Raw genomic sequence first — 14,312 nt, 5'->3', positions numbered from 1 at the left:
TTTCTGGGCGCTGCATAAGAAGACAGGGCGGATGTCAGGCTGAACAATGAATAAGGAATATGGGATGACTGTTGTTTTTAGGGGAATAGTTACCCGGCTGACTCCGATGGCCATGATGTCCATCATTAAGATGACAGCCATTGCAGGGACGGCAACCGCAGTGATGACATTATTGTTAAGTAGCTCTGCATGGGCGCTAAATAAGACTGCGACAGTCAATGTTTCGGTCACTATTTTCGCCGCACCGCCTTGTGAGATTAACAGCAACAACACGATTAACGTCAATTTCGGCGATACGGTTCTGACATCAAATGTTGATGGTGTCAACTACATACAGCCAGTGAGCTATACGTTGAACTGTACTGCGGCAGCAGCTAATGCGCTGAAAATAAGTATTAAGGGGAATGGTGCGACTTTTGATACCAGTCTCTTGAAAACAAGCAATTCAGCTTTGGGGATAAAATTGATACGTGATGGGCAGCCGTTTGCACTGAATACTGCATCCAACTTTACCTATCCGAATATTCCTGTATTGCAGGCGGTACCGATCAAACAAACAAATGCAACGTTGAGCACGGGATACTTTTCCGGCACAGCAACCCTGGTTGTGGAGTATCAATAATGAAAATGAATTCATTTATTTCGCGCTGTTCCGTTGCAGTGGTTCTGGCTCTTGGTAGTTCGTGGGCTTATGCGGACAACATGCTGTTCTCGGGGACATTAATTAACCCGCCGCCTTGCGTGATTAACAATACTGGCACCATCACTGTTGATTTTGGCAACGAGGTCATGACTTCGCGTGTTGATGGGGCTCAGTATATACAGCCGGTGACTTATACGTTGAGCTGCACTGGGGCCATATCCAATGCGCTGAAAATGACTATCAAAGGTAATGGTGCCGGTTTTGATGGCAATGTCTTAAAAACGAATAATTCAGATCTCGGGATTAAACTGGTACGCAATGATCAAGCATTAGCACTGAATACTGCGTTCACCTTTTCTTATCCGACGATTCCTGTATTGAAGGCTGTACCGGTCAAAAAAGTAGGTTCGACGTTGAATGCGGGAGCTTTTTACGGCACAGCGACGATGGTTGTGGAGTATCAGTAATGAAAAATAGATCACTGATATCGGGCTGTTCCATAGCGGCTGTACTGACATTGAGTAGCCCACTGGCGTATGCGGAAGACATGCTATTCACGGGAACATTAATTAATCCCGCCCCTTGTGTGATTAATGGGGGGAAAATTATAGATGTGCCTTTCGGGGAAAATCTGGGCGTAAATAAGATTGATGGCATCAATTACACCCAAACAGTGCCTTACAGCATAACCTGTGAAACGGTCAGTAGTAGTTTGGAATTGGGTCTAACGATCGTAAGTGCATCTGTTGCTACATTTGATCCCGCAGCGATACAAACTGATGTTAGGGATTTGGGTATCCGTATACTGAAAAATGGCGTTTCTTTTCCGCTGAATACCCGTGTTGCTTATGACAAAAATAACCCGCCGGTGCTGAAAGCCGTTCCTATTAAGGCCACGGGCGCAACATTAAGTGAAGGCAGTTTTGAGGCCACCGCTACATTATTAGTGGATTATCAATAGGATCAAATGATGACTAATTTAAATCTGCTGATGCGCCGTGGGCGAACTATTTTAAGTATTTTGATTCTGAATATTTTTTGGGCTATACCCGCATCGGCTGCTGATAATATGCGTTTTCATGGTGCACTAGTTGCCGAGCCTTGCACGATTCGCCCTGGTGATGAAGCTATTAGTTTGAATTTCGGTACAGTAGTTGACAAATATCTATATTCGAATCAACGCACCTTAGGTAAGCAATTTCAAATACATCTGGTTGATTGCGACATTAGCCTCGGTACCACGGCCAATATTAAGTTTACAGGTAATGATAACCTTAAATTACCCGGATTATTGTCCGTCGATGGTAATGATGTCGGCATAGGTATCGGCCTTGAAACATTGGCTGGGAAAGCTTTGCCCCTGAATACGTCGAGTGATGATATTGCACTTGATACAGGTAATAACATTATTACCTTGAAAGCTTATGTCCAGGGTGAGCCAGATGCAATAGCTCAACGCACGATTAAACGCGGTGAGTTCAGTGCAGTCGCAACATTTAATCTGCAATATTATTAATGGGTTCCCCCACTAATTTTATTTCAATAAGAATATTTCAATGCTGAAATTTATTATCAACAGCTTAAATGCCGATATGCGGATAGAGACAATGGAACTTAAACGAATGACACAGCCTAATATACGCTTAAGTAGTCAATATTTCTGGCTAATTGCTTGCGTGCTGTTTTTATTTCCACTTTATAGCCAGGCCAGTGCCTGGGTGTCGACTCAAACGCGGGTAGGGCAACAATACCAAGGGACATACTCTTGGCCGAGCGAAGAAATGCAGGGGACACTTTGTACTGCTGCATCTTGTTCTGTGGCGATATGTCACTACTCGACGGCGCCCGGTGCTGAAATATGTGGTAACCCATCCAATGCCTTGACGCGAGTTGTTGTTTCTCAGGGCGCGACGGCCGAGGTGATGAGAGCGGCCTTTGTGGCTAAAAATGGGGTGTCGGGGAGTTGGGGTACCGTGACAACTGACCCATTGCGTGCGGCTGGCAGTTGCTTTGGTGTGATGTATTGGCAAGGTTCGAATGATGGTAATACCAGTGGTAGAGTCATTCCTGGCTCTTATTGTGGCGCGGTTCCACCGACCCCAGAAACCTGTGAAATTACCGGTGATGTCTATATCAATTATGGTTCACTTAATCAGCAAAATGTTGATGGTGCAATAAAAAGTGAGCCATTAAATATCAAATGTACAGTCAATACATCCCTGAAATTAACTTTGGTGGGTTCCAGAAGTATCAATCTTGGACAAAACGGCAAGCTGACTTCAACATTAAAAATGTCAGGGCAAGATCTATACAATGGTGTCACGATAAACGCAACTGCTGGGCAGACACCTTTCCCGATTGAATCAACGCTTCATTCGGTGGGATTACCTGATGCGGGTACCTTTAGTGGTAGTGGAGTGGTTATTATGTCCTACCTCTAAATACAAAATTACATGTACTCATTGGCTGAGTACATGATTATTATGAATATAAAATAGCGCTTTAAAATCGCTATTTTTATATTCATAACTTGGGTGACTTTACTGTTGTTTTATTATGGCAGCGGGTTCCCGTGGCATTTATTTATATATGATTTAAAATTAAATAAATGTTATATTTCGGTTGTAATGTATTACGGTAATATAGTATAAATTCACTGCGTTAAATTAATGGGTTGTTAGCAATAAAACTTAAGATTAAAACGCATACTTCAATGGGCTATTAAATAATAGGCTATAAATTTTTATTTTCCTTTAAGGATTTTTCTCATGAAAAAAATGAACATGGCTGAAGCAAATACAATCGTTGGCGGTACTGGTGTAACTTGTAAAGATACTTACGAGTGGTTGTCAGGTAGTACTACTTTGACTTGCCAGGCTGTTACTACTTGTACTGACAAACACGGTAAAGTGACTAGCCGTACAGCTACAGCTAGCAACATTGCTAACTGCAAATAAGATATAAATTAAGTATTCTTTAATTATTATCGATATTTAATAGTATCCCAGGCAAGTGCGGGAGGGATTTCTGTACTTGCCTGATTTATTTCTTCAAATGTGTCATCGATGCTTAAATTCAAGAATTTTCGCATTAATTGAATGTTAGAAAGATTATTTCGTGGGCATAAATGTTATTTGATTCTGTTTATGTCTTACCTGAACTCTGATTGTGAATAGAACTGAATCTATGTCTACTGAAAAAAATATGTTTAGGAGTAAGGGATTTTTTATAGGCTATACACTGTTAGTTATCCTTATTTCTTCATTGATAACAACGGCCTATTTCCACTATTTCGTTCTTAATCAGGATGAACAGGAAACCCTATTCGCTGTCAGCAGCAGTGAAGTTGAAAACAGCCCAATCAAAGACGATAAAACGATTATCGAGATCTTCTCTTATGGCTGCCATTACTGCGCCATCAATGAAGAGAATGTGACCCAATTAGAAAACCGCATGCCAGAAGGGACGCGTTTTGTTCGCCTGCATATCAGCAGTGATAAGACCACCGGCTTGGGGCGTTTTGCACCTATTTTCGCGACTTTATCCGTCATGGGTATTGAACCGCAGCATCGCCAAAGCGCTTACAAAGCGGTGCTCGAAGACAACATCGACCTGAGTGATAACAGCCAACTCGAAACCTGGCTAAAAGCCAATGGCATTGATGTTGCCAAATATCAGCAAGTGAGCCAGTCAGCTGAAGTGAAAGAGTTGCTAGCCTATATGACGGCGGTGACCGCGCATTACAAAGTTGACGCCACTCCGAGCTTTATTGTCGGTAAAAAATGGCTAGCGCTACAGGATCGTCAATTCCCAGCGTTCTCAGATCATCTCTTGTCATTACTCGAGCACGATAAGGCGCTGGAGAAATAATGAGACTGTTAGCCGTATGGAGCTATTTCGCCTGGAGAAACCAGCTCGATAAGCTGGCTTTTAGTGGGCGGTTCTTTGCCCGCTGGCAGGCCAAAGTGGCGGTCTGGTTGTTGCGGCACGGTGATTATCGTTTCTTACTGATGCTCGGCGCTTTGCGCCGGGCTTTAGGCTTGGTTTCACGGCATCAGAAGAATCTGGCGCGGGTGGCAGCAGCCAACAGTCAGTGTCTGTTGGAAAGCCAAAATCGCCCATCGGCGCAGAGTTTTATTCGCACGGCACAGCGCCGTCAGGTATTGGAGTTGGCCGCAACTTATGGTCAAAATCGGCGAATTTTAGCCCAATTAGCCGCCTGTACTCAGCAGTTAGACAGCCAGGTGAGAGCGCTACATGAGGCCGGTTCGCCGGTTATTCTCGCGCCGTTGCACATGGTTTCTGATGTGCTCGCGGGCATGGTGGGCGCGGCGGCTTATCCGGGGCAGGCCACCGTGGTGGTTTCAGCCAGTGCCGAGGCTTATCAAGAGCAGGCGCGGCAAATGGGTGGAGTGAATATTTCCTATTGTTCTATCCATGCAGACAGCCGTGCAATCGCCGGTAACTTGATGGACGCCATCATGGAAGCTGCCGAGCATAAGCGGAATATTATGATTTTTCCGGATATTACGCCGGATTACACCGTTAATAACCAGCCAGCAGAAACGGCAAAAATGCCCTGCCAGCTATTTAACCGCCCCGCTAATTTGCACAGCGGCATTATTCGCCTTGCCAGAGCACTGTCAGCGCAGGTGGTTTTTTATTATCTGTATTACGACAAAGAAATAAAAATTCATATTTATCCTGCGCTTAGTGCTCGGGAAGTGAAAAGTAAATTACCTGAATTGATTGAAACATCAATGACGCAGCATCCGCAAGATTGGCTGTTATGGCACTCACATTCATTATTTTTTATTAATGAATAATGTCACTTACGAAGAATAGTAGAAAATGGAAAAGATAATCCCAACGTTAGTTTTTCAAAGCGAAACCAATGAGTGTGGTTTGGCCTGTATTGCGATGCTGGCACAGACGCAAGGCATCAACGCACCGCTGGAAAGCTTACGGGAACGCTATCCTGCCTCTGCGCACGGCACGTCACTGGCCACGCTGTGTACTATTTTGTCGGAATTGGCAATACCGGCTTATCCGGTGGTGTTTGAGCATCAGGAGTTGTCGGCTTTACCGCTGCCAGCCATTTTGCACTATGGCGCAAACCATTATGTCTTGCTTGCCTACCGTAAAGGCAATTATGTCTGTGTCATGAACCCGGCTATTGGGCAGCAGTTATTGCCGATGGATGCATTAAAAGCAGAAATTAGCGGCTACGCATTGGTGCTTGATCCAGAAACACCCGCGGATCCTGAAGCGGCGAAGAAGATCGAACACAGCAAGCGGCTCAGTGCGCTTGATTGCATGAGTTTGAAAGAAACCGCCAGTGTTCGGGGTATTTACTGGCTGATGACGCTGGCATTTTTGATCTCCCTGACACTGTTTATTATGCCGACCATGGTCAGCAGCGCTATTAATGACGTGTTTTCTTCTGCGGGCGATAAAGATTTCCCTTATTTCTATTTCCTCCTGGCTTTTGTGGTGTCCACTTCACTCGCTTTTTGCGTGCGATACATCACCGAGCGTTATATCAAACACTTTGTGGTGCTTAACAGTGTCGCCGGTTTCTCCCGCTTACTGAGTCACTCGCTTAACTTCTTTGATAAGCGAGCACCGGGTGACATTTTCAGCCGGTTCTCGAACTGGCAGATGGCCGCCACCCAAAAAATCGAGCTGGATAACGGCCTGCGTACCGACTGGATAATCGGTGCCATCGCGCTGGCGGTGATGTGCTATATGAGCCCATTGTTGGCGATGGTTTCTGCTATTGGCGTTATGTTGATGGGGCTTATCAGTATTTGGGCTATCTATCGTGACCGCTATTACACCCAGCAGTTGCAGGTAAAAAGTGCCGAGCAAAGTGATTTCATTTTGGAAACCATTCAAGGTTTTTCCACCATCAAATCTGCCGGTTTATCCAGCCAACGCCAAGGGGTGTTTGCGGGCTTGGCGCTGTCATTGTTCACGGCATTACAGAAGAAGAAAATCTACGATCAGGTGAAAAATAGCCTGTATCAGCTGATTGGCAGTCTGGAAATGGTGTTCTTTATGCTGTTGGCTTTGCCATTGTTGAAGCAGGGGACTCTGAGCTTGGGCGAATTCTTTGCCTACAGTTTCGTGCGCGAGATTTTCACCTCGTACATCACCAAGATTTTCTATGCCATTTTGCAAAAGAACCAGTTGCACGTCATTGATATCCGCGCGCGTGACTTGTTCCCTGCCGGGCAGTCAACGCCGTCGGAGAAGAGTTCAGCCATTCCAGCAGCGCCGCCTACATTTGCGCATAAGCTGGTTTATCAGAACATTCGTTTTGCCTACGACGCCAGCCAGCCGGTATTGCGCGATTTGTCGTTGTCACTGACGCGCGGGCAAAGTGTGGCCATCATCGGTGAGTCCGGTGCCGGGAAAAGCACCTTGCTGAAAGTGATGGCGGGGTTGATGCCGCCACAAGAAGGGCAGGTTTTGGTCGATGGTGAAGTGGTCGATTTCCAACAGGCCCATGCGTTGTTTTTCCTGCAAAGTCAGGAAGACATTCTGTTTAATGCCTCGGTATTACAAAACATCACTTTGTTTGATGGGAATCTGGACACCGATAAACTTCAACGTATCGAACGTTCATTGCAAGGGCTGCAATTAACTTCAGTTATCAATAAGTTGCCCGGCGGCCTCAGTGCGCTGGTGCGCGAAAGTCACGCGGCACTCTCTTTAGGGCAACGTCAACGGTTGTTACTGGCTCGTGCCATGTACAGTGATTGCCCGGTATTAGTGCTGGATGAGCCTACCGCCAATCTGGACGAAGATACTGCCCAGCAGGTGATGCAGGCATTGTTGGCCCATTGTCGTGAATATCAGAAAACATTGATAACCGTGACCCACAGTGAAAGTGTCTTGCCGCTGTTTGATAAGGTTGTCCGCTTGGATGACGGCCAGTTGGCGCATTTTACTCAGCCAGCGACATCAAGTCGCCTGACACCTGCGGCGGTTAACTGATGCGTATCAAGATGACGAACAAGAAACTGCGTTTATCGCTGGCATTACTGTTGCTGCTGATTATCGGCGGCGGGATTGCGCTGTCATTATCGGGCAGTCAGCAGGATACCCCGCCGCGCACCGAAACCATTGGGCGCGGTGATATTGAAAAGTACGTCATGGCGACCGGCAGTTTAAAACCGTCATTACAGGTTAATGTGGGCGCGCAGGTTAACGGGCAGTTAACCAAACTTTATGTCAAACAGGGCGACCGCGTGACCCGTGGCCAACTGTTGGCAGAGATTGACCCAACCTTGCAGCAGAATGAATTGCGCAAGTCAGAAGCCGAATTACAAAGTGCGCTGGCGCAAAAACAAGTGGCGCAAGCCCTGTTACGCCAATATCAGTTGGAGTTCCGCCGTCAGCAAACATTGGTAGCGGAAAACGCTGGCGTGAAAAGTGCGTTAGAGAAAGCGCAGGCGCAATACGAGAGCCAGCTGGCGCAATTACGCGTTAATGAAGCTTTGATTGAGCAAAGTCAGGTCGCGCGGGAAACGGCAAAGGCTAATTTAGCTTTTACGCGGATTATGGCGCCGATTGACGGCGAAGTATTGGGCATCGTCACCAAAGAGGGGCAAACCATTGTTTCCTCGCAGACGGCACCGACCATTCTGGTGCTGGCGAATGTCGATACCATGACAGTCAACACCCGTATTTCAGAAACCGACATTCTTAAAGTCAGTGTTGGCCAACCATTATGGTTCTATGTGGTGGCTGATCCCGAGCGCCGCTATGAGAGCCAGATGGGGGCTATCCAAGCGGCTTCTACCGACAGTTTGCGCGAAGACAGCGCTGTGCCACAGACTAACCAGCAACCCTCTGCGGTTTATTACAATGGCATATTCAATATCGCCAACAGTGAGCGGCTATTGCGCACCTCAATGACTGCGCAAGTATTCATTATTACTGCACAGGCAAAAAATGTGCTTCGGGTGCCACTGGCCGCTCTTGGTGAACAACAGGCGGATAAGCGCTATCGCGTTCTGGTAAGTAAAAATAGCAGCAGTAAAAACGGGGTGAGCAAAGATCCGCAGACCATGGTGCGTTGGGTGTTGCTCGGCTTGCGTAATGACCAATATGCCGAAGTGAAAGAGGGGCTGGAGCCGGGTGAACAGGTGGTGTTAATGGGGACGCCGTCGGGAGCTAACAATGCACATTAATGCTGTTCATACCGCGGATGCTACCCATGACCCTTTGATTCAACTCAAGGGGATTTATCGTCATTTTACTTCTGGCACAGAATCGGTGGCGGTGCTTAAGAATATTTCACTGTCAATTCACAGTGGTGAAATGGTGGCGATTATTGGTGCTTCCGGCTCGGGTAAATCGACGCTGATGAATATCATCGGCTGTCTGGATAAACCGACGCAGGGTGAGATGTCAATCCACAGCATCCCGACGCGGCAGGCCAGCAGTGAACAATTGGCGCAATTACGCAGCCAATATATTGGTTTTATTTTTCAGCGCTATCATCTGATGCCGTATCTGACGGCAATGGAGAATGTGGTGATCCCGGCACTTTATACCGCGATGACCACTGCCGAGCGTCAGGAGCGTGCCGCTTATTTGTTACGCCGTCTGGGGCTGGGCCAGCATTTGTTGCACAAACCGGCGCAGTTGTCGGGTGGGCAACAGCAGCGGGTGAGTATTGCCCGTGCGCTGATGAATGGTGCCGGTATTATTCTGGCCGATGAGCCGACTGGCGCACTCGACAGTGCCAGCGGGCAGGAACTGATGGGCATTTTGCACGGCCTGCACCAATCCGGTCACACCATTATTATCGTGACTCATGACCGCAATATCGCCAATCAAGCGCAGCGTATCATTGAGATTAGTGACGGTGAAATTATTGCGGATCGCAATAATGAGGCCATCGGCACAACGGCCATCCACGCCGCATTGCCCAGCCCGGTTGCCACTGGCCGCCCACATTGGTGGCTGAGTGTGAGAGAAGCTATCAAGATGGCGTGGCGGGCACTACTTGGTCACCGAATTCGTGCCTTTTTATCCATGCTTGGCATCATTATCGGTATTTCCTCGGTGGTTTCTTCCATGGCGGTTGGGGAAGGCGCACGTCAGGAAATCCTCAGTGAAATCAGCCAGCTGGGTATCAGTAATATGGAAATTCGGCCAGGACTCGGTTGGGATAAACCGCGCCCTGATTTCGAGCGCGCCCTCAGTGTGGCGGATGTCGAGTTACTCAGCAGCCAGCCCTATGTCGAGAACCTATCGCCAGTGGTCAGTAAAATGGTGACGGCGATCCACGGGGACAAACAGGTGGCTATCATGCTATCTGGTGTCGGCCAGGGATTTTTCAAGGCGAGCGGGCTGAATATTATCGCCGGCGATAGCCTGACTCAACACCATGTTAATGCCCGCGAGCCGGTGGTCATTTTGCAACCTGAGCTGCGCGATACCCTGTTTGCTGCCGGGCAAAATCCAATTGGCGAAATTGTCCAATTGGACGGCATTCCATTGCGGGTGATTGGTGTTGCCAAGCGCGCTGGTTCGTCCTATGGCGGATTATTGGCGGCCTGGATGCCCTATACCTCTCTGACTGAACGTATTTCGGGTGATATTCCGCTGGAATCTATTGCTGTGCAGATTGGTGAAAACTACAGCCTGAATGAAGTGCAGCGCGATATTGAAAAGGTGCTGGACCGGGCCCATGGTCAGCGGGACTTTTTCATCCTGAGTAATGACCAGATGAGTAAAGCCATTCAGAAAACTTCTGACTCGATGACGTTGCTGATCACCTCGATTGCTGCGATTTCACTGCTAGTGGGCGGTGTGGGCGTGATGAATATCATGTTGGTGTCGGTGACCGAGCGCACCCATGAAATCGGTATTCGCCTGTCGGTAGGTGCCCGCCCGAGCGACATCATGACTCAGTTCCTGATTGAGGCAGTGGTGATTTGTACTCTCGGTGGCCTGATTGGCATTATAGGCTCCGCATTGGCAGGGGTGGTTTTTTCGTGGGTGACTCAAGAGTTCACCATGATTTTCACCTGGCCACCGTTAGTGATGGCATGCAGTTTCTCTGCACTTATCGGGTTAGGTTTTGGCTTTTTCCCGGCGCGCAATGCCGCTCGTTTGCACCCCACTGAGGCATTGGCACGAGAATGAAAAGATTGATTAACGCCATGTTATTTAAAAGCTTAGTGCTAATGATCAGCTTGGCACTCGCGGGCTGTGGCGCATTACTGAAAAGCGACTATCAGCGCCCGATGGTGTCCATTCCCGACGAATGGCGGATTAAAGACAGTGGCGGCAGCTACCTGCATCACAGTGTGCACTGGTGGGAGAATTTCGACGATCCACAATTATCAGAAAGCATCAGCCGCATGTTGGTCAGTAATAATGACCTGGCAACAGCGGGCTTGAAGTTACAGCAAGCGCGTTTGACGGCCGGGCTGACCAATACCAATATGACCCCGAATGTCACTTTGACCGGCGCGGGCAGCAATACCCGATCTCTGAATGAGAATACTGAGCCGCGCGAAAGTTATAGCACCTCGTTTGGCTTGAGTTACGAGCTGGATTTATGGGGTAAATTGGCCCGCGCCCGTGAGCAATCCGCCTGGTTGGTCAATGCGACTGAACAGGATCGACAGGTCACCGCCCTGTTATTGATTGGAACCACCGCCGATCTCTATTGGCAGATTGCGAAATTTAATCAGCAGTTAGATTACCAACAGACGGCACTGGCTATCTCGCAAGACACCCTCAAGATTGTGCGCTCGCGCTTGGCGGCGGGGGATGCCAGTGAAATCGAGTTGTTGCAGGCGCAACAAGCTTTGCTGGATAGGCAAAATCAGTATCAAAATCTCGAACAGCAGCGCGAAGTTGCGCGTAACGCCATGGCTTTGCTGTTTAACCGCGCCCCTAATTATCGTCAAGCGGAGCGTAAGTCATTGGATTTACAGCAACAGGTGCCGATTGCCGCCAGTTTACCGCTAGAAGTTATTGCCCAGCGTCCGGATGTACAGGCGGCCGAGTGGCGCTTGCGCGCCGCCTTAGCCGGGTCTGATGTGGCAAAACTGAATTTCTACCCGACACTTTCGCTGGGCGCCACATTGGATGCCGGTAGCTCGGTATTTTCACAATGGTTTAGCAATCCGAGCCGGACACTCAGTGTCAACAGCGCGCTGCCTTTCTTGCAGTGGAACACGGTGCAGCTCACCATCGACCAGTCAAAGGTGGACGTGAAATTAGCCGCGGTCGATTTCCGCACTAAAGTCTACAGCGCACTGAAAGATGTTGATGACGCAATGATAGGGCGGCTGAGTTATCAGCAGCAAAAACAGAATCAGTGGCAGAACCTGCAACTTAGCCAGCGTCGGCTCAGCCTGACGAACAGCCAATATCAAGCAGGTGCCGTTTCATTTCAGACCTTACTGGATGCGCAGGATGCCCTGCTGACCAGTGAAACCAGTTTGCTCGAACTTCAATATAACTATTTGAATGCCACCATGAAATTGTGGTTAGCATTAGGTGGCGGTGTTGATAACAGCAGGGACAGTAAAGGAATTAAATCATGACGAATACAGTTAAACAGCGCCGGGTTGTTGTCACCGGTTACGGCTCGGTAACTCCTCTGGGCATGACCGCGCAGCAAAGCTGGGCCGCGATTATGGATAACAAATTGGGTTATCGCTATTACGATAAATCCGAGCAGGGTATCAAATCGCGCTTTTTTGGCCTGTTGGATGCAGAACCCAATTTGAAATCAGTCCCTGCCGCGATACGCCGCCGCTTGCCGCGTTATGCCCGGTTGGCACTGGCTGCTGCCCGCGAAGCTATGGAGATGGCGTTCGCTGAGAAATCTGTCGCAGATTATTATGATTTGCTCGATTGCGGCACTATTATCGGCAGCGGTTGGGCTGGGCAGGATGAAACCCACGATAACTATGAAGGCTATCTGGAAACCGGGCTGGGCACGCCGTTCGGCTGTTTCTTATCGATGCCGAATGCCGGCACAGCCGCATGCAGTTTGTACTGGGGATTACGCGGCTATCAGAACTCCCCGATTGCTGCCTGTGCCACTGGCACCATTGCTATTGGCGATGCATTTGAAATTATCCGCAGCGGGCGAGCATCCATGATGTTGGCTGGAGCGGGTGAATCTCTGCGCAGTGATGCGGCAGTATGGAATATCGATATTTTAGGCGCATTGGCGCGCGAGCAAGAAGATGCCAGCAAAGCCAGTTGCCCATTCAGTTTGGACCGAAACGGCTTTGTATTATCCGAAGGCGCGGCGGTGCTATGTTTGGAAGAGCGGGAAGCGGCGATTGCTCGTGGTGCCAACATTCTCGGCGAAATTAAAGGTTACGGTAACTATTCCGATGCATTTGATTTCACCGCACCGGCTGAAGATCGGGTTGCACGGGTGAAAACTATTCAGCACGCCTTACAGCAAGCGGGTTTGAGCGCCGATGAGATTGATTACGTGAACTTGCACGGCACCTCGACTCAGCTTAATGACCTGAATGAAACCCAATCCATTAAACAGGCCTTTGGCGCAGCGGCTTATACTACGCCACTGTCCAGTACTAAATCCTATTCCGGTCATTTGATTGCGGCGGCGGGCAGCTTTGAGTCCATTATCTGTCTGCAAGCACTGGCGCATCAGATGATGCCCGCGACTTGTAATCTGAAAAATGCTGACCCGCAATGTGATCTTGATTACATCAGCGAAGGGCATCGGCCAAAAGCTTTGCGCAATACCCTAAACCTAAGCTTTGGCTTTGGTGGGGCGAATGCCGCATTGGTTATCGGGTTGGATTAAGCATGATGGTTAACACGACGTTTAACTACAATTACAACCTCAGTGATGCGGAACGTTGGGCTGAATTTTCTGGTGATTACAACCCGATCCATTTTGATCTGCAACATGCGCAGCATTTGGGCCAGGAACAACTGACGGTTCACGGGATGCGCGCCATGCTGGATATTAAATATCAGCTCAGCACGGCGTTATTACCGATATTGCCGCCAGCGGAGTTTCTGCGTTTTAACGCGCGCTTACGCCAACCGGTACGGTGCCATATGCCGTATCAACTGCAAGTCAGCCAAACGGCAGGGCAGGTGAGTGGCAATCTGATTGATATGAGCAGCGGTGAGAATTGCTTTAACGGCAAGCTGCGCAGTGCGCCCGCGCTGGTACAAACTCACAATGAACAGTGGGCTTCTTTGTCTGCGGATGAGGTTTTCCAGTCAAGCCAGCAATTCCTGGGTGATGTATCACAACCGGCTGAATGTTGGGGTTTTTTTGATGCCTTGCTGTTTAAACTGTTGGTTGCTGCGCCGCAAACATTGGCCACCGCCAAACAGGTGTTACCGGGGATTGAGGCCGAAACCTTGATTGATGTTTTCAAGTATGTGCCGGTTATCCAGACTCATCACGATGTGCATTTTAGTGCGGATTTACTGCGCATCAATAATCCGAATCTATTTGTCCGCAGCGCACTGCATTATGCCATTGAGCCGACACTGATTGTCGGCAACCCGAATGATGGCTGGGTATTGCGCGCGGCTATTGCGGCCCGTTCCGACTTAGGGCCATTAATTACCACAGCTGTAACATTGAAAACGTGGCCGTTAGCCGCGCATTAAAAAAGGATAAAAT

At 48.6% G+C, this 14,312-nt stretch carries 14 protein-coding genes; all 14 read left to right on the top strand.

The window, feature by feature from the left end; all coding sequences use genetic code 11:
• Positions 1–64 precede the first annotated feature (64 nt).
• Positions 65–622, top strand: coding sequence for a fimbrial protein (locus tag DX162_RS01980; protein ID WP_032819195.1), 558 nt, complete (start codon positions 65–67; stop codon positions 620–622).
• Positions 622–1,110: a fimbrial protein gene (locus tag DX162_RS01975; protein ID WP_050413786.1), complete on the top strand. Its 489-nt coding sequence runs from the start codon at positions 622–624 to the stop codon at positions 1,108–1,110. The genes DX162_RS01980 and DX162_RS01975 overlap by 1 nt, the downstream gene beginning before the upstream one ends.
• Positions 1,110–1,604 carry a fimbrial protein gene (locus DX162_RS01970; RefSeq protein WP_004389125.1) on the top strand — a complete coding sequence of 165 codons (495 nt, stop codon included), beginning with the start codon at positions 1,110–1,112 and terminating at the stop codon, positions 1,602–1,604. The genes DX162_RS01975 and DX162_RS01970 overlap by 1 nt, the downstream gene beginning before the upstream one ends.
• Positions 1,605–1,613: 9 nt before the next feature.
• Positions 1,614–2,159 carry a fimbrial protein gene (locus DX162_RS01965; RefSeq protein ID WP_032819196.1) on the top strand — a complete coding sequence of 182 codons (546 nt, stop codon included), beginning with the start codon at positions 1,614–1,616 and terminating at the stop codon, positions 2,157–2,159.
• Between the two features lie 91 nt (positions 2,160–2,250).
• Entirely contained in the window at positions 2,251–3,084 is an 834-nt protein-coding gene (locus DX162_RS01960; RefSeq protein ID WP_050413787.1) for an MrpH family fimbial adhesin, read from the top strand.
• A gap of 327 nt (positions 3,085–3,411) precedes the next feature.
• Positions 3,412–3,600 (top strand): DUF4762 family protein, encoded by a 189-nt coding sequence (locus DX162_RS01955; protein WP_032819197.1) that lies wholly within the window; start codon positions 3,412–3,414, stop codon positions 3,598–3,600.
• Between the two features lie 229 nt (positions 3,601–3,829).
• Positions 3,830–4,513 carry a DsbA family protein gene (locus tag DX162_RS01950; protein ID WP_227744191.1) on the top strand — a complete coding sequence of 228 codons (684 nt, stop codon included), beginning with the start codon at positions 3,830–3,832 and terminating at the stop codon, positions 4,511–4,513.
• Positions 4,513–5,469, top strand: a complete 957-nt coding sequence (locus DX162_RS01945; RefSeq protein WP_004389128.1) for a lysophospholipid acyltransferase family protein — start codon at positions 4,513–4,515, stop codon at positions 5,467–5,469. The genes DX162_RS01950 and DX162_RS01945 overlap by 1 nt, the downstream gene beginning before the upstream one ends.
• A gap of 25 nt (positions 5,470–5,494) precedes the next feature.
• Positions 5,495–7,645: a peptidase domain-containing ABC transporter gene (locus tag DX162_RS01940; RefSeq protein ID WP_004389129.1), complete on the top strand. Its 2,151-nt coding sequence runs from the start codon at positions 5,495–5,497 to the stop codon at positions 7,643–7,645.
• Positions 7,645–8,844 carry an efflux RND transporter periplasmic adaptor subunit gene (locus DX162_RS01935; RefSeq protein WP_032819199.1) on the top strand — a complete coding sequence of 400 codons (1,200 nt, stop codon included), beginning with the start codon at positions 7,645–7,647 and terminating at the stop codon, positions 8,842–8,844. Before DX162_RS01940 ends, DX162_RS01935 begins: the two co-directional genes overlap by 1 nt.
• The gene (locus tag DX162_RS01930) at positions 8,834–10,810 is read left to right on the top strand and encodes a MacB family efflux pump subunit (RefSeq protein ID WP_032819201.1); all 1,977 of its coding nucleotides are present in this window, start codon (positions 8,834–8,836) and stop codon (positions 10,808–10,810) included. The genes DX162_RS01935 and DX162_RS01930 overlap by 11 nt, the downstream gene beginning before the upstream one ends.
• Positions 10,807–12,225: an efflux transporter outer membrane subunit gene (locus DX162_RS01925; RefSeq protein ID WP_227744190.1), complete on the top strand. Its 1,419-nt coding sequence runs from the start codon at positions 10,807–10,809 to the stop codon at positions 12,223–12,225. The genes DX162_RS01930 and DX162_RS01925 overlap by 4 nt, the downstream gene beginning before the upstream one ends.
• Complete coding sequence (locus tag DX162_RS01920) at positions 12,222–13,472, top strand: beta-ketoacyl-[acyl-carrier-protein] synthase family protein (protein ID WP_032819202.1); 1,251 nt, start codon at positions 12,222–12,224, stop codon at positions 13,470–13,472. Before DX162_RS01925 ends, DX162_RS01920 begins: the two co-directional genes overlap by 4 nt.
• Positions 13,473–13,474: 2 nt before the next feature.
• On the top strand, positions 13,475–14,299 hold the full coding sequence (locus DX162_RS01915; protein WP_004389133.1) for a MaoC family dehydratase: 825 nt from the start codon (positions 13,475–13,477) through the stop codon (positions 14,297–14,299).
• The last annotated feature ends 13 nt before the right edge of the window (positions 14,300–14,312 follow it).

The sequence above is a fragment of the Yersinia kristensenii genome (genome assembly GCF_900460525.1).
Taxonomy (GTDB): Bacteria; Pseudomonadota; Gammaproteobacteria; order Enterobacterales; family Enterobacteriaceae; genus Yersinia; species Yersinia kristensenii.
Note: the sequence above shows the minus strand (reverse complement) of the source record. Positions and strands in the feature narration are given on the sequence as shown.